The organism is Photorhabdus cinerea (assembly GCF_011189575.1).
Taxonomy (GTDB): Bacteria; Pseudomonadota; Gammaproteobacteria; order Enterobacterales; family Enterobacteriaceae; genus Photorhabdus; species Photorhabdus cinerea.
The window spans coordinates 1-23,847 of sequence record NZ_PUJW01000022.1 but is presented as its reverse complement, the minus strand read 5'-3'; the positions used below and the strand labels follow the sequence as shown (position 1 = coordinate 23,847).

The window sequence follows — 23,847 nt, the reverse complement described above, 5'->3', positions numbered from 1 at the left end:
TGAAGTTAAGCCAAAAACCACTGCACCTAACGAATGTAGCGGTTGTTTTAAATATTCAATTTCTTATAAAATAGTGCAAACCCTCAGACCTTTTAATAGTCAAAATATTAATTAAAAATCAATCAGATATACTTTAAACAACTTGTTTAATTCATGATTATTATCATTCTATTCTCTATAAAGTTTTATCCCTGTTTAATTAAACAAAGAGAAAAGACACCCGTTATTATCATTAATATTAGAGATTGTTTACACGAATTTCTTAGATATACCTTTATCCCAAAAATGGTTTATTAATAAATCGTGCATAACAAGAAAAACATCAAATTCAGAAAAATTTCAAACTGAAACATCTATAAACACCTTTAAAAAACCTATTGATTGAGATAAAGGAAAAATTAAAAAAGATATTTAACGCGGATGTATTTTTCCACGAAAATATAGGAAAAGCAGGAGATGTAATAAAGTAACGAATAAACTAAAACATAATCTCCATTAATTAAAATCAATTATTTCATTCCATTATCATTAAAACATTGAGTATTATAACCATTAAAACAATATAAGTAAATCAGATTATTATTTCCTACTATTTTAGTAGGAAATAATAATGACCAATAAAATTATTACTACCTACCACCGGAACAAAACTGTTCATTGTCTGGGGTAATGATGTAAACCGCATTGTATGTATCGGCATTTTGGTTTCATCTAATTTCGACTTCTTAATAGAGAATTTTCCATTCCACTCTTTGAGCCGAAAAGGACACGAATCGACTATACCCTGTAAGAAAATTCTGATTGAACACCCCCAACCAAGACAGTTAAACCTGCATAGAGAAATGACCCACTTTTCAATGAGCCACTTTTTATTATTAAATAATACTGAAATTAAACAAAGAACCACTGTACCTGACGGATACAACGGTTATTTTGAGCATCAAGTTTTCCGCGGACAGTACAAGCCTTCTGGCCTTTCCATGGCAAAAAGACACGGCGGCGTAAATCTCTGGCAACTTCACGCCCATGACCAAAAGGCGCAATCATTTCGGGAAAAAAGATATATGGACCTGAACGCCAATCCGTATGAGTAAGCTCTCTTTCTCCCGCAAGCAGCTCTTCCCGATTTTGTTCAGACAAAAAAGCCCAATTACAGAAAGCAATAGGGCGCCCATGTTCATCTTCATAGTAGCAAAACTGATTGAGTTCAAATGCAGGCAAAATACGCTGCTGCCATTCAGACACCAAATATCTGCGATGAAGAGGAGAATGCTGGCTCAATAGCATCACTCCTCCGATCATTGCCTGTATTTCTGCGGTATTCAATTTCACTGGCTGATGTATAATCGCCATGCGTTATTCAACCATCAGATGTTATTTTTCGTTTTTAGCTGCGCGTTTCTTCGCATTAGCAGGTTCTTCCACCATAACTTCAGCTTCTGATGTAATCTGTTCTTCCGGCAATTGCGGCGCCGGTAAAAACCCCGCCGCTATCAATTTATCAAATTCAGCCTCCATGCGTGGATCTTCCAACATATTTTTAACCATCGAAACCATATACATAAATCCCGATGCTGGCATATGAATAACTTGTTTTAATTCAAGTTCATTGTCATTTTCCGCCATTACTCCATTCGCCATACGATTGGATTCCTGACCAACAAAATAAAGAGAGAAAATGCCCTTGTTATAATTGACGCTAGAGACAGTTTGTACAAATTTTTCAGACATATTTATTTACCAAAAAACAAACAACTTATTAATAAGATTGTACAATACGTACAACAGTGAAAGCATTAAATACAAAGATATTATGAATTTATCTAGCTATAAATGCTTTTATATGAGTGAATCAAATAAAATAATATAGAGCAAAAATTCAAAGACAATATTTATATATCAGAAAGTCTTTTTACCCCCCATATATAGTCCTATTTACCCACACACCGTTACCAGCAACAAATATAAGATAATAAAGTGACAATTAAATGAAAACATAACAAACAGGCAACATAATGCTCTGTTTTTATTAATACTCTATGCAAATTCTAAAGATGTTTTTTCATGAATGAGATTGAAAAATTAACCATATCATCATTAAAGTTAATATTGATGATATGTAATGGAAAAAACAATACCATTGATATTGATAATCTAAAAGACGCGAGTTGTTACCAATCTTATATAAGAGATATAGAGAAAAAATTTAACTTATCTCTTGCAAATAAGACGTCTGTAAGAAAAAAACACGATGACATACCATTACCAGCAATCTTGTTTGATAATAATGGCCTACCTTTTGTTTTAGCCAAATCGGATAAAGAAAGCTCACTCATTCAGAAGGTGAATAAAGAAACCCCAGAAATATGGCCTGCTAAAAAACTGACGGAAGAATGGAATGGAAAATGGATTAAGATAAAACAAAAACAATCAAAATTTGATATTAGTTGGTTTATTCCAGAGTTTCTGGCACAAAAGAAAAACCTGGGTGAAATATTGCTATTTTCTTTTGTACTACAAGTTCTTGCACTCATTTCTCCCTTAGTCATTCAAGTGGTTATGGATAAGGTATTAATCCATCGGGCGTTATCGACCCTTGATGTATTAATCTTTGGCTTAATTATCGCCGGAATCATAGAGGTGATGTTAAGGGGATTGCGCGAATACCAATACGCTCATACCGCAAACCGTATCGATATCAAACTAGGATTAAAGCTGGTCCGGCATCTGTTCGGGCTACCTTTGCTCTTTTTTAAATCCCGTCAGGTAGGAGCAATTGTCACACGGGTGCGCGAACTGGATACTGTCAGGGAATTTCTGACCGGTTCAATGTTCACCTTATCCGTCGATGTGCTGTTTATGTTTGTTTTCATCTACGTGATGAGCCTGTTATCCAGCACGCTGACTTGGGTTTTTATCGCCACAATTCCTTTTTATGCCATTCTGGCATGGTGGTTGACACCTCGTATGGAAAAAGCCGTTGAAGAACAATTCACTCATGCGGCAATCAATACTTCTTTCCTGACAGAAACGGTTTCCGGTTCCGAAACCCTTAAAAGCCTGGCAGTAGAGCCGAGGTTTGTTCGCCGCTGGGATAGCCAAACTGAGAAGATGATTAATACCAGTTACGCAGTTCAGCAACTTGGTAATCGTTCAAACCATATTGTTATGCTACTGCAAAAAGTCACTAATGCCGCGATTCTCTGGTTAGGTGCATCAGAAGTTTTATCACTACAAATGACCATTGGTCAGTTAATCGCTTTTAATATGATGGTAAACCATACTTCCCAACCATTAGCCCGGCTGGTAGAGCTTTGGGGGCAATTTATCAGAACACGGGTAGCCGTAGATAAATTAGGCGATATGTTAAACCTACCAACCGAGCAGCAATCCGGCCAACAGCACATCACTCTGCAAGGGGCTGTCTCATTTAACAATGTTGTCTTTCGTTATCAACCCGACATTCCTCCCACCATTAAAGGATTCAATCTTGATATAAGAGCCGGAGAAACCATTGGTATCGTAGGCACTTCCGGTTCAGGCAAAAGTACGCTGGCACGTTTATTACTCCGCCTTTACTCACCGGAAACAGGCGCGATCACCTTAGATGGCATTCCATTGCAAAATATAGGTATCGAAACACTCAGGCAACAAGTTGGAGTGGTTCTGCAAGAAAATTTCTTATTTAACAAAACAGTATATGAAAATATTGCTCAGTCAAAACCCGATTCCAGCCTGGAATCAGTGATTAAAGTTGCCAAACTAGCGGGCGCTCATGAATTCATCCTCAGACTGCCGATGGGATATGACACGATCATAGCAGAAGGTGGGCAATCCTTATCCGGCGGTCAGCGTCAGAGACTTGCCATTGCCCGAACCATACTTGCAGGCCCCAAAATTCTCATTCTTGATGAAGCAACCAGTGCGCTTGATGATGAGTCACAATCACTCATTCAATCAAATATGGCAGAAATTGCACAAGGCAGAACTGTCATCACTATCGCACACCGGCTTTCAACGGTGCGTAATTGTGATCGCATCATTGTTCTTAATCAGGGGGAAATTATTGAACAAGGCTCGCATGAGCAACTACTTAAGCACGGCAAGCAGTACCGCAAACTCTGGCAACTGCAACAGGAATTGAAACAGGAGGTATCTTGTCATGATTAAGGCTTTTAAGGATAAAATTAAAACGCGGTTGGGCTTTCGCCCACAGCACTATGATTTCTTGCCAACACATTTAGCACTATCTCAGCGTCCACCTTCACCTTTTGCCCGCTACACCGCAATCATGCTTAGTGTAGGCGTCATCATCGCGCTACTCTGGGCATATCTGGGTAAATTGGATGTTCAGGCAACAGCAACTGGCCGCCTGATTGTCTCCGGTCGATCTCAGATAATTCAAGCGTATGAACAAAGCCGAGTGACAGCTATCCATGTTCAGAACGGACAGCGGGTGATTAAAGATACACCGCTCCTGACATTAGATACACTTGGCGTTAACCAAGATATCGCCAGATTACTCAAGCAGATTGAATATCAAGTCCATGAAAAGATTCGTTATCAAGCTTTGACTGAGGAACAAGAACCAGCAGAACAGGGACTGTTTCAAACATTGCCGATATCTCAGCAAGCACAAGTTGTTGAAAACTATTCCCGTGAGAAAAGAGAATATGAAGCTGGCATAACAAATCTAAAAGCAGAGATGAACGTAAATCTCGCTTCTCAACAAGCACGAAAAAGTGACATTAATGCACTCACTAAGCTTAGGCAGAATATCAGCCAGCGTTTAAAGGCACGCCAAACCTTGAGTGAAAAACAAGTGATCAGTAAAGTTGAATATCTTGAACAGGAAAAAGAGTTCCTGGAAACAGAACGCCTGATTGCCCAGCAAAGTGCTGAACTTAATGTTCTGCAATCACAATATATTAACCTTGAAAAACGGCTAAACAGCCTGAAAACACAAAAAGAACGCGAATGGTTTGATAAAAGAAAACAGGCCGAAGTTCAATTGGTCGTTTTAGAACAAGAACTTTCAAAAGCTCAGGTACGGGAACAACTCGAAGTCATTCGCTCCCCCGTCACAGGAACCGTGCAACAACTCAGTGTGCATACCTTGGGTGCGGTACTGCAACCGGCACAAAACTTAATGGTAATTGTACCTGATGACAATGTACAACTGGCGGAAGTGCAAATTTTAAACAAAGATGCTGGGTTTGTTTATCCAGGACAACAAGTCACCGTTAAGGTAGATGCCTTCCCCTACACACGTTATGGCACTATTGACGGCGAACTATTGAACATATCCAGAGATTCAACCACTGATGAACAATTAGGGCTGGTCTTTCCGGCGCAGGTAAGCCTTAAAAGTAGTCATATTGCCATAGACAATACCAGTGTTGAAATTACCCCAGGTATGTCAATTGTCGCCGAAATTAAAACTGATCAACGCCGCGTTATCGATTATCTCCTGAGTCCTATCAGAGAGTATCAGTCTGAAGCATTGAGGGAGAAATAATCGTGAACGTATTGCTATCTTCTACTACCAGTTCCAACGATTACGCCCATAATAATCAGGCGCTGGATTGCATCGTCTATGTGGGGAAACAATTTCATAAATCAGCCACAGTCGATCAACTTCAACACAGCCTTGGTTTTGATTCTCTCTATCTGAGTGATTTACAACTACGTGAAGCCGCCGACACCATCGGACTGCACAGTAAAATTGAACGCTTAACGGCCAATACCGGACCAACTTTGCCCTTACCCGCATTGATCGAACTGGAACAACAGTGGTGGGTGCTTATTGAAATCAATAACGCCAATATGACAGTTCTCGATCCTGCTACTGAGCAAATACGGTTACTCTCTTTACCCGATGATACCAAAGAAAATTTATATAAAATTCTTTTGATCGCAGATCAGGAATTAATTAAAAAGCATATCAAATTCAGCTTGAGTTGGTTTTATCCCTCAATTTTCCGGCAGAAAAATCAAATAAGAGATCTGTTTTTATTTGCTATTGTTCTTCAACTCTTTGCGCTGATCAGCCCAATTCTGTTTGAGAACATCATTGATAAGGTGTTGGTAGGACGAAGTTTATCCAGCCTTCATGTATTAGGTATGGCTATGCTCGCCATTGCCCTTGCAGAACCTTTTTATAGCTTTATGCGCAATACTGTATTTGGGCATATGGCAAGCCAGATAAATTCTGAACTATCCGGGCGATTATATCGTCATCTGACAGGTTTACCGTTGCAATATTTTAAACAACGACAAACAGGGCAGATCATTGCCAGAGTCAGAGAAATGTCACAAATCCGCCAGTTCTTGACCGGTTCTACTTTGATGCTGTTACTGGATCTCATCTTTGTCATCATGTTTATTGGCATCATGTTTTATTATGCCTGGATACTGACCTGGATTGTCATTGGTTCACTCTTCGTTTATTTCGTACTCTGGATAATTGCCGGACCGGTTATTCGTCGCAAGGTAGAAGCAGAATATGAAAGTGATGCCAATGCAACAAGTTTTCTGACTGAAGCCGTCACAGGGATTGAAACCATTAAAACAACCGCCACTGAAAACCGTTTTTTACATCAGTGGCAACGCATTCTCAGCCAACAGTTAACGAAAAGCTTCGCAGCACAGAAAAGTGGTCTAATCGCCGGACAGGGAATCGATTTTGTCCAAAAATTTACCGCAGCCATCCTCTTATGGTGGGGAGTGACAGAAGTCTTACGTGGTGAACTGACTCCTGGACAGCTCATTGCTTTTAATATGCTTGCCGGACATGTCACCCAACCTATCCTCCGGCTCGCACAAGTTTGGCAGGATTTTCAACATACATTAATCGCCCTGAAACGTGTGGGTGATATTCTTGATGAGCCAATGGAAAACAGTAAACAGGGGCTGGCTTCTGTACCTGAGCTGGAAGGCCAGATTGAATTCAGAAACATTCGCTTCCGCTATCATGACGACACGCCAGAAGTGCTGGCAAACCTCTCGTTATCCATAAAATCCGGCGAATTTATTGGCATAACAGGGCCATCTGGTTCAGGTAAAAGTACGCTTACCCGTTTGTTACAAAGACTGTATGTACCTCAACATGGGCAAGTTCTGGTTGATGGTATGGATTTAGCCATTGCTGATCCCGTCTCTTTACGCCGCAATATGAGTGTTGTACTCCAGGAAAGTATTTTGTTTTCCGGTAGCATCACCGATAACATCCGGCTATGTAAACCCAACGCGACCGATGAAGAAGTCTATCGAGCAGCTGAGTTATCCGGTGCTATTGAATTTATTCAATCTCTTCCTCACGGTTTTGCACATCCGGTCGGGGAAAAGGGTTCAAATCTCTCTGGCGGCCAAAGACAGAGAATCGCATTGGCAAGAGCGCTTCTCGTCAACCCAACTATTCTTATCCTTGATGAAGCGACCTCCGCACTAGACTATGAATCCGAAGCGGCAATTATGGTAAATATGGATGAAATATGCCGCAATAGAACGGTCATTAGCATAGCTCACAGACTCAATACGATTCGCCATGCCGATAAAATCTGTGTGTTAGATCAGGGACAAATCGTCGAATTTGATTCACATGACCAACTGCTTCAGCAAGGCGGTTTATACGCTCATTTGTGGAATCAACAAGTCGGCAAAAGTTAAATTGTAGCAATCCAGTTCAATTTTCAACAGGAAATGAATGAATTTTGGCCCAAATTGTATCTATTTCTATATTATTTGTTCAAAAAAATAACAGAATGTAACTAAATTATTTAAATTGTAATTGTAATAGTCAGTTATTGATATATTAGGTAAATCAAATATCTTTATACATCTTAATTTTTAAGTCGGAGAATTCTTATGGACAGGAATCCAGTTTCTTTAAGCGCTTTAGCATTTTCAGGAGGATCTCTGACTTCTATTACTGGCCCAATAGAAATCCTAACCACTGCCGCTCATTTAGCAGGAGCACCAGAGCCAGAAATAAATATCGTCACACCGGATAATCAAGATGCTGTTGGGCCGGGAGGGGTACGATTAAAACCCAATAAACTTATCGGAGAAATTAAACAAACAGATATTGTGCTCGTTGGGTCAATTGGAATCCCCCACAACGATTTGGATTCTTGTACCCAAGAAACCTTAGATTGGCTTCAAATGATGGAAGAAAAAAATATTCCTATTGTTTCTATCTGCTCTGGCTCCTTTGTACTGGCTAAAGCTAATTTGCTCAATAATCGCAAAGCCACTACACACTGGTTGCTTACCAACTTATTTAAGGATATGTTTCCGCAAGTGCAGTTACACTCGGAAATAAAAGTCACCAGCGATAACAATATCTTCTGTACTTCTGGCACCTATGAATACAATGATGTAATGATGCACATTGTCGAACAGATATATGGTCAAAATACCAGAGAAACCTGTAGCCAACTTATATTTGGTGATATAGAAGGTGCCCCTCCACATATTCTGGCAAGTTTTGTACCCTACCGCCAGCATTCAGACACGCTAATCCACAAGCTACAGGATTGGATGCATTCCGCCCCATCAGACATATTATCTGTTGGTGATTTAGCAAACAAAATTCACCTGTGCGAAAGGCAAATGAAGCGACGTTTTAAAACAGCGACCGGCCAGACACCTATTCAATATATCCAGCAAATCCGGTTATCTCTGGCGAAATGCCGGTTAGAAAAATCAAATAAAACCATAGAAGAGATTAGTCATGAAGTTGGCTATGAAGATACTCGCTATTTTAGAGAGTTATTTAAGAAACTTAATGGGTTAACACCGATAGAGTACCGTAGAAAATACCAATACCGCTAAAGCAGGTACTCACTGACAATCTTTTGCGGATAAACAATTACGCTACTTTTTATCTTTGTCAGGCAGTAGCGATACATTGGAAGCTGGGGTATCATGGCGTGCTATATTTTATGGTATACGCCCTTTATTAATTGAATTTATGGCAAAAGAACAAATGGACCGCACCACTCTGGATTTGTTCGCAAATGAACGCAGACCGGGGCGCCCAAAAACCAACCCACTTTCCAGGGATGAACAGCTTAGAGTCAATAAACGTAATCAGCTTCGCCGTGATAAGGTACGGGGCTTGCGTCGTGTGGAGCTGAAAATAAATGCTGACGCAGTAGATGCACTGAACTTTCTTGCACAACAACGCAATATCAGCCGCAGTGAACTCATTGAGCAAATTCTGCTAGCCCAGTTAGCAGAAAGTGACATCACTGCATCATAGCATTGAAAGCACAGCACCACACAAATTTGACAGAATTGTCCTTGCTGTTTGGTCAAAATAGGGCTTTATTTTTTTATTAATGCAATCAGAAACTTTCTGCTGATTTCGACATTTTATATACGTATATCTCAAACAGAAATACACAAATAAAACAAGAGGTTATATCATTTTATGGCAATTATAGGTATATTCTTTGGCAGCGATACTGGCAATACAGAAAATATTGCCAAAAAGATCCAGAAAATTCTGGGTTCTGACGTTGCTGAAGTCCATGATATTGCCAAAAGCAGCAAAGAAGATATCGAACAGTTCGATATTCTGCTGCTAGGCATCCCTACCTGGTACTACGGTGAAGCACAGTGTGACTGGGATGATTTCTTCCCGACTCTGGAAGAGATCAATTTTGATGGGAAATTGGTCGCCCTTTTTGGTTGTGGTGATCAAGAGGATTACGCAGAGTATTTCTGTGATGCCATGGGAACTATCCGTGACATTATTGAACCTCGCGGAGCCATCATCGTCGGTCACTGGCCAACCGAAGGTTATCACTTCGAAGAATCAAAAGGTCTGGCTGATGATAACCACTTCATCGGACTTGCTATCGATGAAGACCGCCAACCAGAGTTAACAGATGAACGAGTCAATTCCTGGACCAAACAGATCCGCGAAGAGATGAGTTTGTCAGAAATTCTTGGAGAATAATCGCCTACCCCAGTAGGCGTTTATTGGTGCTAGCCATTCTTATCAATGGTGAACACGGACAGCGTGCAAAATTTGGAGTGTACACGCGTATTGGGGCACATTGCTTTTCTCACCCTGCGAGCCGCGTGCAGTTCTATCAAAAGCTATCGCTTTTGCCAGAACACAACACTGCCCAGATTCGCTTTTTATGATGAAGAATGGCAAATAAAATAACCGAATAGAATAGACGGTAAAGCTATTCCAGCGTTTTACAAATGATTATTCTGGCAAAATGTGTAATGATAGCTATGGTTAACGTGGTTTTCATTTTCATTAGCCATGCCTATAATCATAATCTGATAACTAACTGGTACTTTTTGAAGTATCGCTACTTTCACTTTACTGAGTAACAGGACTGAATCCGCATGACCGACAACAATAAGGCATTAAAAGATGCTGGACTTAAAGTAACACTTCCTCGTCTGAAAATACTGGAAGTATTACAAGATCCTGAATACCACCACGTCAGTGCGGAAGATCTCTACAAGAAACTGATTGATAACAGTGAAGAGATTGGCCTTGCTACTGTCTATCGCGTGTTGAATCAGTTTGACGACGCCGGAATTGTCACCCGTCATAATTTCGAAGGTGGCAAATCGGTTTTTGAACTCACTCAACAACAACATCACGACCATTTAATCTGCTTGGATTGTGGTAGAGTCATTGAATTCAGTGACAAATATATCGAAAAACGCCAGAAGAATATTGCTGAACGTTATGGGATTAAACTCTCAAACCACAGCCTTTACCTATATGGTCACTGTTCTGCTGGTAATTGCCGCGAAGATAGTAGTGCACATGACGAGAAGTAATTCACTCCTGATCCGCTAACTTTTATCATAGAAAGGAACCCATCAGGGTTCCCTTCTTACTTGATATCACATAATCATGCCTTTACATTATCAATCCGGCTGTAACGTTTACCATCTGGGCTAACAGAACGGATCAACACATCACCTTTCACCTTCGGGCGTTTATGATTGTCATAAATTTTCCAACTATTACCGCCATCAGTTGAATACTGGATTACCAGCCCCGGTAGAGCAATATTGGCCCTCAGAACACCGTATTTTACTTTGGCCCCTGGAACCGGTAAGCGGTAAGCAATACCTGCTCTATCCAGTTTGACAAGTTCACGTTGCCCTATCAGGTTAGCGAACCGTGTCCAGTCACGGTTAAGTGCATCAATATCGACTCTATATGTTTCACCTTTCTTATATTCCTTGCCTGGAACATAATCTTGTTCCCAACCAGCGCGGTGCCACGCCCGCTCTGCCAGCGGTAACAAACGCGGAAAAAGCATATATTCCATCTGCTCATCAGTTCGGACTGTTTCACTCCATCCCTGACCTGAAAGCCCATAAGCGCCCGGCCATGGTTTATCACTTTTCGCACTAAAGACATTACCATCACGGTCAACGGAAGTTTCAGCATTTTGCGGCATATTATTTGGCGCAAAACTAAAAATCTTGGCTTCATCATTAAAACGGGTGGCCCAATAATATCCCCGCTCCTGCGGATGCACTTCATATGGCATATCCAAATAGACATAATCTGGGTTGGATACGATAACTTCATATCCTTTATTCGCCCAATCATTGACTGAATCAAAACCACCCCAGTAGAGAGCATCCCAGAAATTTACACCAACGCGTTTGGTTGCAAAATCTTTAACGCTAGTAGCATGCTTTAATCCATCCTGCCACGCCTGCATCCTGTCGATACCATTGGCATTCACAATCTTACTTACTTCAATTGCGAAATAACTAGCAAGATGCTCAACATCTTTCACAATGCCTTGTTCTACCATCTTCTGGCAAACTTGAGATTTAGCCCATGGCTTATCTTCTATGCTCTTATCGATGATCCCCTTACCCGGTTCTATAGGACCATTTTTATCCTGAAAACCCTCTCCCAAACGGATATTCTTCGCTTCATCACCGCCGAAATGCCAAGTTTCCAATGGTAAGCCAGCTGCTCCATGCATAGCAGCAACTTCACTAATAACTTTCTCAACAAATCGTTTTGAAGAATCCATACATGGGTTTAAATAACTACGACGATCATAGAGTTGAACGGATGTTGCTCTGGTCGTATCAGTTGGGTCCAGCAAGCGATATTCATTCGCCCCTTTCACATTCCCCTGAGCCATCAACTTGTTATAGCGAGCTTCCATAGAAACTACTGCGGCACGGGCATGAGCCGGCATATCAATTTCAGGAATAACTTCAATATAACGGGCTTTGGCATATTTCAGAATATCAATGTAGTCCTGACGACTGAAGAATCCGCTCCCCATGTTGTTGTTATCAGGGCCAGAACCCAGTTGTGGCAACAAGCATTTGGTTTCACTCAAATCATGACAACGCTGACTACCCACTTCTGTCAACTCTGGCAATCCTGGGATTTCAAGACGCCAGCCTTCATCATCAGACAGATGGAAATGGAATTTATTCAGCTTGTAACTTGCCATTTGGTCAAGTAAACGCAAAACAGCCTGCTTACTGTGGAAATTACGTCCCACATCTAGGAGAGCACCACGATACTCAAAACGTGGAGCATCTTTTACCGCCAGAGTCGCAATCCTCCTGCTATCATCTGTAGGAATCAATGACAACAGAGACTGAAGACCGTAAAACACACCAGATTGGTCAAAAGCAACAATCTGAGCGCCATTCTGGGTAACATTCAGTCGGTAAGCACCTTTAACCTTCCAATCGTCAGTAAAATCTGAAGAGACAATCTGCGTCGCAACCAGATAGCCACCATTCTCTAGTTTAATTCCCTGATCAGTAAAACGTTTTCTAACAAGAATAACCGCCTCATCATTCAAACCACCTAGTTCCAGCCTGACACCACTCGATAAATCGGCATCCTGCGCATAAATTTGAATCTCTCTTGGTGTCGGAATAATTTGCCCACGCAGATTTTCTGATCCAATTTTTTGGACCTGTAAATTCTTGGCATAACGATTCTCAGGTGTCATCAGAATATTGTTATCTGTTTTTGTACGTTTCCACTGATCATCAGTGAAAGCAGATAAAAATTCACTCAGATCTTCCGTATCCGTATTAACAAGTACTTTAGGTTTCGCATCACCTGACGTTGCATACCAACGGGGCAGAAAATCAGTGCTATAAATTTGCCAGTATTCTCCAGTAATAGGCAGTTTTATCTGCTGATTAGCTTTAATACCGGTGAATTTCTCAGTGGGTTCCAGTTTATGTAAGTCACCAGTGATGCGCGTGATTTTGAACTGCTCATTATCTACGTTCAGAACCTGGCGAATACTATGGAAATAAATCGCCCAGTCAGAAGAGTTAATCGCCTGATTACCATTTGTTAAAGTAATATCTACTCGGTTACAAGCGGCCCAATCTGCCCCCAGTACAGCACAATTAATACCATGACTTCCTGCCTGATTATCAATAACCTTATAATTAACTTTTAATTGACTCAGTGAATCAACCAACTGCTGCGCTGCATCCGTGGCATATGCAGAACCCATAAGTCCAACAGTTGCAGTTAATGCTGCTAGTGTACGCAATTTAAATTTCTTCATTGTTACCTCTTTCAAACGCAAAAGTTGTGTAAGGTAAGCCACCGCCCAGAAACGCTAAAGCAGCGACAAGGGACCATATTAGAAGATAGTAAATGGCATGATGATGTTGAATTGAATCTCTCTTTCATCCGGAAAATATTGTTGAAACCACTATCACAATCTGGAAATATCCATGTGATTATCATACATAGCGTAATCCAATTTAGACACCATGCTTGACCATAGAATTAATTCCTTTTTGACTAAAACCAATCACGAAAAAAAATCCGTGAAATAAAAAACCCGATTAAAAAAGAAATTTAGAATCATCTAATCAACATATATACAGATTATTTTTCGCATTACGAATTATCAATGATGAAAAATGTTTTTTTGCATAACATGACAAAGAACACATTAATAAAATACAGTTAAAATTATATATAAAATTGATATTAAAATAAAGAAAACAATACAACACCAAAAACTTAATAATATAATAACTATATTAAAAAATAGCTTTTTCAATATAAATATTTTCCAGAAAAAATAAATATATAATTATTTATCAATGCTAATATTTAGCAAAAATTCATTAACATCAACTTATTTAACCTATTATAATGATGAATAAAAAACTATAAAATCAAGAATAAGATAAAATTTATAAAATAAAAAAGCGCAACAATTAAATTGTCACGCCTTTTAAATACACCAGAATTTAATTAATCCTGAGAAATTTTTGCCCAAGTATCACGTAAGCCAACAGTACGGTTAAATACCGGATGTTCTGCACTAGAATGACAGCTATCAGCACAGAAATAACCTTCACGCTCAAACTGATAAGTCTCTTCTGGCTTAGCATTAGCCACACTTAGCTCAACAAATCCCTGACGAATTACCAGCGATTCAGGGTTAATAGTTGCCAGAAAATCATCCTCTGCACCAGGGTTTGGTACACTGAACAGACGATCATAAAGACGGAATTCAGCAGGAACAGCATGAGTAGCACTAACCCAATGAATTACACCTTTCACTTTGCGACCATCGGCTGGATCTTTATTCAAAGTCTGCTCATCGTAACTGCAATAAATTGTCGTGATATTACCGTCGGTATCTTTTTCAACACGTTCCGCTTTGATGATATAGGCGTTACGCAAACGAACTTCTTTACCTAATACCAGACGCTTATATTGACGATTCGCCTCTTCACGGAAATCTGCCCGATCAATGTAGATCTCACGGCTAAATGGCACTTCACGGCTGCCCATCTCTGGTTTATTCGGATGGTTAGGCATACTCAACATCTGCACCCCTTCTGACCTATTTTCGATCACCAATTTAACTGGATCGAGAACAGCCATGGCGCGAGGTGCATTTTCGTTCAGATCATCACGGATACAGGATTCCAATGCAGCCATTTCCACATTATTATCCTGCTTGGTAACACCAATACGACGGCAGAATTCACGGATGGAAGAAGCCGTATAACCACGACGACGCAAGCCTGAGATAGTCGGCATACGTGGGTCATCCCAACCTTCAACAATCTTGTCAGCCACCAGCAGATTCAACTTACGCTTGGACATAACGGTGTATTCAAGATTCAGACGCGAGAATTCATACTGACGCGGATGACAATCAATCGTGATGTTATCCAGAACCCAATCGTACAAGCGACGGTTATCCTGAAATTCCAGCGTACACAGCGAATGTGTAACACCTTCCAGCGCATCAGAAATACAGTGAGTAAAATCATACATCGGATAGATGCACCATTTGTTACCAGACTGATGATGCTCTGCAAATTTAATACGATACAGAACCGGATCACGCATCACAATAAAGGGGGATGCCATGTCAATTTTGGCACGTAAACAGGCTTTGCCTTCGCCAAATTCACCGGCGCGCATTTTTTCAAACAGAGCCAAGTTTTCTTCAATACTGCGGTCACGATACAGACTGTTTTTACCTGGCTCTTTCAACGTGCCACGATATTCACGGATCTCTTCCGGACTCAATTCATCAACATAAGCCAAACCTTTATTGATCAATTCAATCGCATACTGATACAACGTATCAAAATAATTGGAAGAGTAACGAATATCACCACTCCACTCAAAACCTAACCACTGAACGTCATTTTTAATAGAATCGACGTACTCAACATCTTCTTTAACCGGGTTAGTATCGTCAAAACGCAGATTACACTGGCCCTGATAATCCTTTGCAATGCCAAAGTTCAGACAGATAGATTTCGCATGACCAATATGCAGATAACCATTTGGCTCAGGCGGGAAACGGGTATGTACGGATGTATGCTTACCAATTGCCAAATCTTCGTCAATAATCTGACGAATAAAGTTCGTCGGGCGGGCATCTGCCTCACTCATTTGTTTTTACCTCAATAATGCCAAAAACTCGTCACATAACCGCCTATAATCCAACAAGCAGTGATGAGAAACAACCGTTTATTCATGCAAAATCGTGATTCAGGGCAAAATTGAATAGTAAAGTCAAAAATGATATTAAGTTCCGCTTTTGCATAGGCGCCGCTTCCATCCTGTTTTACACTAACTTCTTGAGCTGCTGCCTCTTTTCTCACTTTAGCTAATCGGTATCGACTTTATAAACAGCAGCAAATGCCTGAAGTAAATCCAGGGTAATTTTGAAGCCAAATAATGGTGAACCTTTTACCTCAAACTCATATTGAGGAATAACCTTCTGAGAAAGCATTCGTTTGATGCAACCTTTACCTTTAATCAAAATAACAGGATAAGTTAATTTGCATCCAAGGAGAGGATATTCGTTGCTACCACCATTTTGTAAGACATAATTAATCTTACCTATACCACGATCAATATCACTCAATACTTTGATTTTATTAGTCTACTCCTTGAATTTTTGTTCCAACTCGCGTGACCATTTAGTTTCATCTTTGCCTAACGTAGCGGTAATACTACCTTCAACTTTAATCCCTTTATTAGAGACATATTTCCCTGTTTTTTTCGTCCATCCACTATGATCTGGTTTATATCCAGACTTCTTCTTTTCCGCTTTCATCAACTCCTTTCGTTTTTCATCTGATTGTATTTGTACGGATTTATCGAAACTAATTTTGATATCCACATCCACTGAGCGAGGAAGAATCAGCGTAAAACTTGAGCTAAATAGATGACGTTTACCAACAGTAATAACATTATTAATCGTTTCTATACGGGAATTAATGAGATCAATCCCCATATAGTCCTGAGAAAAAACAGGGATAAAAGGTTTATCATCACACTCTGCCATTTATTTACTATGCCAAACTATCCATTTCGTGGCACATATCAACAATTACATTTCAGGTCTATTTTATTTCACCGGAAAAATACCAAGATTAATTTTTTGTGATCTATCTGACAGAATTCTGCTATTCATCCGCAGAGAAAGTTTTTTTCAACTTATTTTTATTCTTGTCACGGGATTTATAACAATTTTAATGGGAAGGTACTCCCCTTCCCATTATTCACTTTATCAAAAATTTTTTAATAACGCTTAAAAATCTATTTGTTGTTTATCTCAGTATATCAAACAACTTTGTCTGTCCAGCTTCTACCGGACCTCTTGCCAGAATATTAACACCGATATAATCATCAATATTACTGACAATAACAGGGCTAATCATAGATTTGGCATTAGCATTCAGATAATCAAGATCCAAACTCAGTACAGGCTCTCCAACTTTCACTGCTGTACCTTCATTCATTAATCGTTTAAATCCTTTACCATTAAGAGAAACCGTATCAATACCCAAATGCACAATTAATTCCACACCTTCCTCAGTTTCAATACAGAAAGCATGATTGGTATCGAAAATTTTCACAATCGTACCGGACGCTGGTGCAAGCACAATATTCGATGTTGGTTTGATAGCGATCCCATCGCCGACAATTTTATTGGAGAAAGCCTCATCAGGAACTTCTTTTAAATCAATTAACTGCCCACTAATTGGCGCAATCAGAGTCAGAAGAACTTCACCTTTATTTTCAACCTTTTTCTTTTTTGAGATTGTCTCAGATTGATGACTTTCAGTCACAGCCGCTATCGGACCCTTTGCTAAAACATCACGCATGGCACTGGCAATCAATTCTGCTCGAGTACCAACAATAATTTGTACACTTTGTTTATTCAGACGAATAATACCGGAAGCACCAAGGTGTTTGACCAAACTATCATTAACTTGATCAGCATTTTTTACAGATAAACGCAAACGAGTAATACAAGCATCAATACCCGCCAGATTATCTGAACCACCAATTGCTGCAACATATTGATGAGCTTCACTATGGATATCGCCAGTTGTTTTACCATTTTCGTTCACATCAACATCATAGCCATCTGTTTCACCGTCGGCGGCCAGTTCACGACCTGGAGTCATCAGGTTGAATTTCTTAATAGTAAATCTAAATACAGCATAGTACAGACAGAAGAAGACCAAACCTTGCGGGATCAACATGTACCAATGTGTCGCTAGTGGGTTACGGGAAGAGAGCACCATATCTACCAAGCCAGCACTGAAACCAAAACCAGCAATCCACTGCATTGTCGCTGCGATAAATACAGAAATACCTGTCAAGATCGCATGCAATACATAAAGCACTGGGGCAACAAACATGAAAGCAAATTCCAAAGGTTCAGTAATACCCGTGAAAAACGCAGCAAATGAACCCGCTATCATAATACCAGCAACTTTGACTCTATTTTCAGGACGTGCACAGTGATACATCGCTAATGCAGCACCAGGCAAACCAAACATCATAACGGGGAAGAAACCAGCCTGATAACGACCTGTGATACCAACAATTGCAGTGCCATCTATAATGGATTTCTGACCACCAAGGAAGTTAGGAATATCGTTAATACCAGCAACGTCAAACCAGAATACAGAGTTCAGTGCATGATGCAGGCCAACAGGAATAAGCAAACGGTTGAAGAAGGCATAGATACCAGCACCTGTAGCACCGAGATCTTTAATGCTTTCGCCAAAAGTTACCAATGCATTATAAACCACCGGCCATACATACATCAGGATAAAAGCAACCAAAATCATTAGGAAAGAGGTAAGGATAGGGACCAAACGGCGACCACTGAAGAATGACAACGCTTTCGGCAGTTCAACACTACTAAAGCGGTTATACAACTCAGCAGATATAACACCAACCAAAATACCAACAAATTGGTTATCAATTTTACTAAAGGCTTTTGGTACATCGTCAATCGGAATACCCAAGATCAGAGATACCGCTGCCGGAGAACAAAGTGTCGTTAACACTAAAAAACCGACAAAACCTGTCAGGGCTGCCGCACCATCCTTGTCTTTGGACATACCATAAGCTACACCAATAGCAAACAACGATGGCATATTCTTAATAATGGCTTCACCCGATTTAATCAACAAAGCCGCCAATGCATTATCAGCGCCCCAGCCTAGCGGGTCGATCCAATAACCTATCCCCATTAGTATTGCAGCAGCAGGTAATGTAGCAACCGGCACCATTAATGCCCGCCCCACCCTTTGCAAATAATTCAGAATATTCACATTACTCCCCCTTATTATCTTCAATTATTGGAGTTTTTTTACCGCTTATAAAATTAATCAATAAGAATATTTATTCTACAATTTTCAGTGTAGGAGATTTATTTTTCGTCGCAAATTAATTAATAACAACATGTGATGATAGTCACTATATTATCCATAAATATGGTCAAAATGCTCGCTAATACACAAATCTTATTTTATCATAAAAAATATCTTACTCCGCGTAGTGTCTCTGTTACTAAAAATGGTTTAATATCTTGTACATAGAAGATTAACTAACTGAATAATGTATAACGCTAAATATTTAATCACGATAATTTCTAAGAGGTATTTATGAGACTAGTCCCCCTAACGAATGCAAGTGATGTTGGTAAATGGGCTGCACACTATATCGTTAGCAAAATCAATGCATTTAACCCAACCGCAGAGCACCCTTTTATCTTGGGACTGCCAACTGGCAGCACTCCCCTGGCAACTTACAAGGAATTGGTTGCCCTGCACAAAGCAGGACAAGTCAGTTTTAAATATGTCGTCACATTCAATATGGATGAATATGTAGGTCTCTCTGAAGCTCACCCACAAAGCTATCACAGTTTTATGCATCAAAATTTCTTTGATCACATTGATATACAAAAAGAAAATATAAATTTACTCAACGGCAATGCACCTGATGTTGATGCAGAATGCCAACGTTATGAAGACAAAATTAAGTCTTACGGCCAAATTCATCTGTTTATGGGAGGCGTCGGTAATGACGGTCATATTGCTTTCAATGAGCCCGCATCATCCTTGACTTCACGTACTCGCATCAAAACACTCACAGTAGAAACCCGCACTGCCAACTCCCGTTTCTTTGGTAATGATATTAATCAGGTACCTAAATATGCCCTGACGGTAGGGGTAGGCACGCTAATGGATGCAGAAGAAATTATGATCCTGGCAACGGGTCTGAATAAAGCACAGGCAATTCAGGCTGCAATTGAAGGCAATATTAACCATATGTGGACGGTAAGCTGCCTACAAATGCATCCTAAATCCATCATTGTCTGTGACGAACCAGCGACCATGGAATTGAAAGTAAAAACAGTCAAATATTTCCATCAATTGGAAGCAGACATTATCGGCAAATTTGCCAGCAAAAAATAAAAATCCCCATCAGCCTAAAACCCATTTAGGCTGATGACATAGCAATCTCAATTTACATTCTCAATCGTTAATCATCTCCCGATGCCATAGGAGGCTAAGATGTATGCTTTAACCAACTGCATTATATATACTGGTCATAATAGACTAGATAATCATGCAGTTATAATTGCAGGCGACTTAATTAAACAAGTTTGCCCAACAGAAGAGTTACCCGAAAATATTGAAAAATGCGATCTGCATGGCGCAATCCTTTCCCCCGGTTTTATTGACCTACAAGTTAATGGTTGCGGGGGTGTTCAGTTCAATGACCGGCTAGAAGATATTTCAGAAAAGACATTGGATATCATGCAAAAAGCCAATGAACGCTCAGGCTGTACCAGCTATTTGCCAACACTAATTACAAGCACCGATGAACTGATGATCGCCGCTGTCGAAGCCATGCACTCTTATCTGGCTAAAAATAAGTATCAAGCATTGGGTCTACATCTAGAAGGTCCTTACCTTAATCCGATAAAAAAAGGGACTCACAATCCAGAACTCATCCGTAAGCCTACACCTGAAATGATAAATTTCTTGTGCGATAACGCTGATGTCATCACCAAACTGACCCTTGCTCCGGAAATGGTTGAGCAAAAATATATTCGACAATTGGTAGAAGCAGGTATTGTGATTTCTGCTGGTCATTCAAATGCCAGTTATGAAGAAGCCCGGCAAGGATTCCAGAATGGAATTACCATCTCAACCCATCTCTATAATGCAATGCCATATATTTCTGGCCGTCAACCTGGCCTGATTGGTGCTATCTTTGATACACCAGAAATTTACGCAAGTATTATTCCCGATGGTTTGCATGTCTTATGGCCAAACATCCGTAATGCTAAGCACCTGAAAAAAGATAAATTAATTCTGGTCACAGATGCCATACTTCCTGCCGGGCTGGATATTTCCACCAATAAAATGAGGCACTTCACCTTTGCCGGCAAAACCATATATTATCGGGACGGATTATGTGTCGATGCAAACGGCACTTTAAGCGGTTCATCTATTACTATGATAGACGCCGTTAAAAATAGTGTTGAACACGTTGGTATTGATCTGGATGAAGCTCTGAGGATGGCAACACTCTACCCTGCCCGCGCAATTGGTGTTGATAAATATATTGGTACCATTGAAACCGGTAAGATTGCTAACCTCACGGTTTTCAGTCATGACTTTAAAATCTGCAAAACCATTGTTAACGGAAAAGAAACTAATCTTTAATGGACAAAATAACCGATGAGTCATAGCAGCACACAAAAGCAAATTGGGAATATTGACCTTGTAAAGCAACTCAACGGCGCTGTGGTATACCGGTTGATTGATCAGCAAGGGCCAATATCCCGTATTCAGATCGCAGAACAAAGTCAACTTGCCCCAGCTAGTGTGACTAAAATTACCCGTCAGTTACTTGAGCGTGGCCTGATTAAAGAAGTCGAGCAGCAAGCTTCTACCGGAGGCCGCCGCGCAATTTCAATCGTTACAGAAAATCGCAATTTCCATACTATCGGTGTACGCCTTGGCCGTCATGATGCCACTCTTGCCCTTTATGATATGAGCGGCAAAGCGCTGGTTGAAGAACATTATCCACTACCTGAAACCACTCAGCAGAAAGTCGAAAATCTGCTTATCAGCGCAATAGAAAATTTTATTCAACAAAACCAACGCAAAGTCCGCGAATTAATCGCTATTTCAGTTATCCTGCCAGGACTAGTTGACCCAAATAGAGGTACCGTTCGTTATATGCCTCATATTAAAGTGACTAACTGGACTCTGGTCGATAATCTGAAAAAACATTTCAATATCACCTGCTTTGTTGGTCATGACATCCGCAGTTTAGCACTGGCTGAACACTATTTCGGCGCTACTCGTGATTGTGAAGACTCTTTACTGGTACGTATCCATCGAGGTACTGGTGCTGGGGTCATTATAAACAGTCAGATATTACTTAATAATAGAGGGAATTTAGGGGAAATTGGTCATATTCAAATTGATCCTCTCGGTGAGCGTTGTCATTGTGACAATTTTGGTTGCCTGGAAACTATTGCATCTAACTCAGCAATTGAAGCACGGGTTCAGCATCAACTAAAACAAGGTTTCCCAAGCCAGCTAACATTAAATAACTGCAATATCAGAGCCATCTGTCAGGCCGCTAATCAAAATGACCCGTTAGCCTCTGAAGTGATAAAAAATGTCGGTCACTATCTTGGCAAAGCCATCTCTATCGCGATTAATTTATTTAACCCTCAGAAGGTTGTACTGGCAGGGGAAATTACTGAAGCTCAGAAAATACTCATACCTGCAATTCAAAGTTGTATTAACACCCAAGTTTTAAAAGAATTTCGTGAAAATTTGCCGATTGTTGTTTCTGAATTAGTTCACTGTTCTGCTATTGGTGCCTTTGCTCTGACTAAGCGTGCTATGCTTAATGGTGTTCTATTACAACACTTACTCGAAGGATCATAGTCATTTTTTGTTGATTTTGTCAGCAAAATGCTTATATGCCAAACAAACAAGCGACCTTAAGCAGATTTCAAGAAAAAAGCAGTTGACGCATTTAGCTGATATACGCATAATGCGCCCCGCAACACCGATGAAGGTAATGCAAAAAAAGATGGCTACGTAGCTCAGCTGGTTAGAGCACAGCACTCATAATGCTGGGGTCACAGGTTCGATTCCCGTCGTAGCCACCATCTTTTGCGGGAGTGGCGAAATTGGTAGACGCACCAGATTTAGGTTCTGGCGCCGCAAGGTGTGCGAGTTCAAGTCTCGCCTCCCGCACCATTCCATTCATCAAGTTGTCATTATTCAGATGGGGTATCGCCAAGCGGTAAGGCACCAGGTTTTGATCCTGGCATACCCAGGTTCGAATCCTGGTACCCCAGCCATAGTTCTGATGACATGTTGTGTAGTAACTAATTTCAGTTGGGGTATCGCCAAGCGGTAAGGCACCAGGTTTTGATCCTGGCATACCCAGGTTCGAATCCTGGTACCCCAGCCATTAGCTGAATGCCGTTCACTAAAAGGCTACGTAGCTCAGCTGGTTAGAGCACAGCACTCATAATGCTGGGGTCACAGGTTCGATTCCCGTCGTAGCCACCATTCCATTGGGGTATCGCCAAGCGGTAAGGCACCGGATTCTGATTCCGGCATTCCCAGGTTCAAATCCTGGTACCCCAGCCAGATTTATCAATGTGTTACGTAAAGTGACGTGTTGAAAAAAGATACAGAAAGAATATAAAAAGAATATACAGGTAGAATATTTTTTGATGTACGAGCCACAATTAGAAGTGGTTTTCCTGTTTTTACACATCAAAAAAACCACATTATTTACCGCTATCGATGAGATAGTCTAATAATTTTCAACCCGTAACTTTTTCCTGCCGCTGTCAAAAATCACATAGCCCTCACTTCGGCACTTCCGGCCATTCAACATCAGGAGCCTGGTTCACATCTACACGAGTCAGCAATACTCTGTATTTTCTCCACTCAAGCAGAGCTTCTTTCTCTGAGTCTGTAGCGACTTCTAAGTCA

At 40.4% G+C, this 23,847-nt stretch carries 18 protein-coding genes and 6 tRNA genes; 16 read left to right on the top strand and 8 right to left on the bottom strand.

All coding sequences use genetic code 11. The features are described from left to right. Positions 1–891 precede the first annotated feature (891 nt). A complete protein-coding gene (rtxC, locus tag C5469_RS17965; protein WP_166309568.1) occupies positions 892–1,353 on the bottom strand; it encodes an RTX toxin-activating lysine-acyltransferase RtxC in 462 nt (153 codons plus the stop codon). 21 nt (positions 1,354–1,374) lie between these two features. Beyond that, positions 1,375–1,731: a protein RtxH gene (rtxH, locus tag C5469_RS17960; RefSeq protein ID WP_166309566.1), complete on the bottom strand. Its 357-nt coding sequence runs from the start codon at positions 1,729–1,731 to the stop codon at positions 1,375–1,377. A gap of 333 nt (positions 1,732–2,064) precedes the next feature. Here rtxH and C5469_RS17955 point away from each other — a divergent pair, with 333 nt between their 5' ends. The 7 genes from C5469_RS17955 (at position 2,065) to fur (ending at position 10,818) form a co-directional block, all read left to right on the top strand. Beyond that, entirely contained in the window at positions 2,065–4,170 is a 2,106-nt protein-coding gene (locus C5469_RS17955) for a peptidase domain-containing ABC transporter (RefSeq protein ID WP_166309564.1), read from the top strand. After that, positions 4,163–5,518 carry an HlyD family type I secretion periplasmic adaptor subunit gene (locus C5469_RS17950; RefSeq protein ID WP_166309562.1) on the top strand — a complete coding sequence of 452 codons (1,356 nt, stop codon included), beginning with the start codon at positions 4,163–4,165 and terminating at the stop codon, positions 5,516–5,518. Before C5469_RS17955 ends, C5469_RS17950 begins: the two co-directional genes overlap by 8 nt. Positions 5,519–5,520: 2 nt before the next feature. Continuing rightward, the gene (locus C5469_RS17945) at positions 5,521–7,668 is read left to right on the top strand and encodes a type I secretion system permease/ATPase (protein ID WP_339414577.1); all 2,148 of its coding nucleotides are present in this window, start codon (positions 5,521–5,523) and stop codon (positions 7,666–7,668) included. Between the two features lie 198 nt (positions 7,669–7,866). Next, complete coding sequence (locus C5469_RS17940; RefSeq protein ID WP_166309560.1) at positions 7,867–8,835, top strand: GlxA family transcriptional regulator; 969 nt, start codon at positions 7,867–7,869, stop codon at positions 8,833–8,835. A 139-nt stretch (positions 8,836–8,974) separates the two neighbouring features. Continuing rightward, complete coding sequence (ybfE, locus tag C5469_RS17935) at positions 8,975–9,265, top strand: LexA regulated protein (RefSeq protein WP_166309558.1); 291 nt, start codon at positions 8,975–8,977, stop codon at positions 9,263–9,265. Between the two features lie 171 nt (positions 9,266–9,436). Further along, positions 9,437–9,967, top strand: coding sequence for a flavodoxin FldA (gene fldA / locus C5469_RS17930; RefSeq protein WP_054476740.1), 531 nt, complete (start codon positions 9,437–9,439; stop codon positions 9,965–9,967). 404 nt (positions 9,968–10,371) lie between these two features. After that, on the top strand, positions 10,372–10,818 hold the full coding sequence (fur, locus tag C5469_RS17925; protein ID WP_166309556.1) for a ferric iron uptake transcriptional regulator: 447 nt from the start codon (positions 10,372–10,374) through the stop codon (positions 10,816–10,818). Positions 10,819–10,892: 74 nt separating this feature from the next. Here fur and C5469_RS17920 read toward each other — a convergent pair whose 3' ends face one another. From C5469_RS17920 to nagE, 5 genes are all read right to left on the bottom strand, one after another. Further along, positions 10,893–13,568, bottom strand: coding sequence for a beta-N-acetylhexosaminidase (locus C5469_RS17920; protein WP_166309554.1), 2,676 nt, complete (start codon positions 13,566–13,568; stop codon positions 10,893–10,895). A gap of 704 nt (positions 13,569–14,272) precedes the next feature. Next, positions 14,273–15,940 carry a glutamine--tRNA ligase gene (gene glnS, locus C5469_RS17915; RefSeq protein WP_166309552.1) on the bottom strand — a complete coding sequence of 556 codons (1,668 nt, stop codon included), beginning with the start codon at positions 15,938–15,940 and terminating at the stop codon, positions 14,273–14,275. A 217-nt stretch (positions 15,941–16,157) separates the two neighbouring features. Beyond that, positions 16,158–16,418 (bottom strand): hypothetical protein, encoded by a 261-nt coding sequence (locus C5469_RS17910; RefSeq protein ID WP_166309550.1) that lies wholly within the window; start codon positions 16,416–16,418, stop codon positions 16,158–16,160. Between the two features lie 18 nt (positions 16,419–16,436). Continuing rightward, entirely contained in the window at positions 16,437–16,841 is a 405-nt protein-coding gene (locus C5469_RS17905; RefSeq protein WP_166309548.1) for a hypothetical protein, read from the bottom strand. Between the two features lie 265 nt (positions 16,842–17,106). Beyond that, a complete protein-coding gene (nagE, locus tag C5469_RS17900) occupies positions 17,107–19,131 on the bottom strand; it encodes an N-acetylglucosamine-specific PTS transporter subunit IIBC (RefSeq protein WP_166309546.1) in 2,025 nt (674 codons plus the stop codon). A gap of 333 nt (positions 19,132–19,464) precedes the next feature. Here nagE and nagB point away from each other — a divergent pair, with 333 nt between their 5' ends. The 9 genes from nagB (at position 19,465) to C5469_RS17855 (ending at position 23,496) form a co-directional block, all read left to right on the top strand. After that, the gene (nagB, locus tag C5469_RS17895) at positions 19,465–20,277 is read left to right on the top strand and encodes a glucosamine-6-phosphate deaminase (RefSeq protein WP_166309544.1); all 813 of its coding nucleotides are present in this window, start codon (positions 19,465–19,467) and stop codon (positions 20,275–20,277) included. A 99-nt stretch (positions 20,278–20,376) separates the two neighbouring features. Beyond that, positions 20,377–21,537 (top strand): N-acetylglucosamine-6-phosphate deacetylase, encoded by a 1,161-nt coding sequence (gene nagA, locus C5469_RS17890; RefSeq protein ID WP_166309542.1) that lies wholly within the window; start codon positions 20,377–20,379, stop codon positions 21,535–21,537. 15 nt (positions 21,538–21,552) lie between these two features. After that, positions 21,553–22,779 carry a DNA-binding transcriptional regulator NagC gene (gene nagC, locus C5469_RS17885; protein ID WP_166309540.1) on the top strand — a complete coding sequence of 409 codons (1,227 nt, stop codon included), beginning with the start codon at positions 21,553–21,555 and terminating at the stop codon, positions 22,777–22,779. Between the two features lie 150 nt (positions 22,780–22,929). Continuing rightward, a tRNA-Met gene (locus C5469_RS17880) sits at positions 22,930–23,006 on the top strand. Between the two features lie 6 nt (positions 23,007–23,012). Then, a tRNA-Leu gene (locus tag C5469_RS17875) sits at positions 23,013–23,097 on the top strand. Between the two features lie 29 nt (positions 23,098–23,126). Next, a tRNA-Gln gene (locus tag C5469_RS17870) sits at positions 23,127–23,201 on the top strand. A 38-nt stretch (positions 23,202–23,239) separates the two neighbouring features. After that, a tRNA-Gln gene (locus tag C5469_RS17865) sits at positions 23,240–23,314 on the top strand. A 24-nt stretch (positions 23,315–23,338) separates the two neighbouring features. Then, positions 23,339–23,415 (top strand) — tRNA-Met (locus tag C5469_RS17860). 6 nt (positions 23,416–23,421) lie between these two features. Further along, positions 23,422–23,496, top strand: a tRNA-Gln gene (locus C5469_RS17855). A 224-nt stretch (positions 23,497–23,720) separates the two neighbouring features. Here the strand turns inward: C5469_RS17855 and C5469_RS17850 are convergent. Then, on the bottom strand, positions 23,721–23,847 hold a 127-nt coding region (locus C5469_RS17850), incomplete at its 5' end, for a tail fiber assembly protein (protein WP_166309538.1).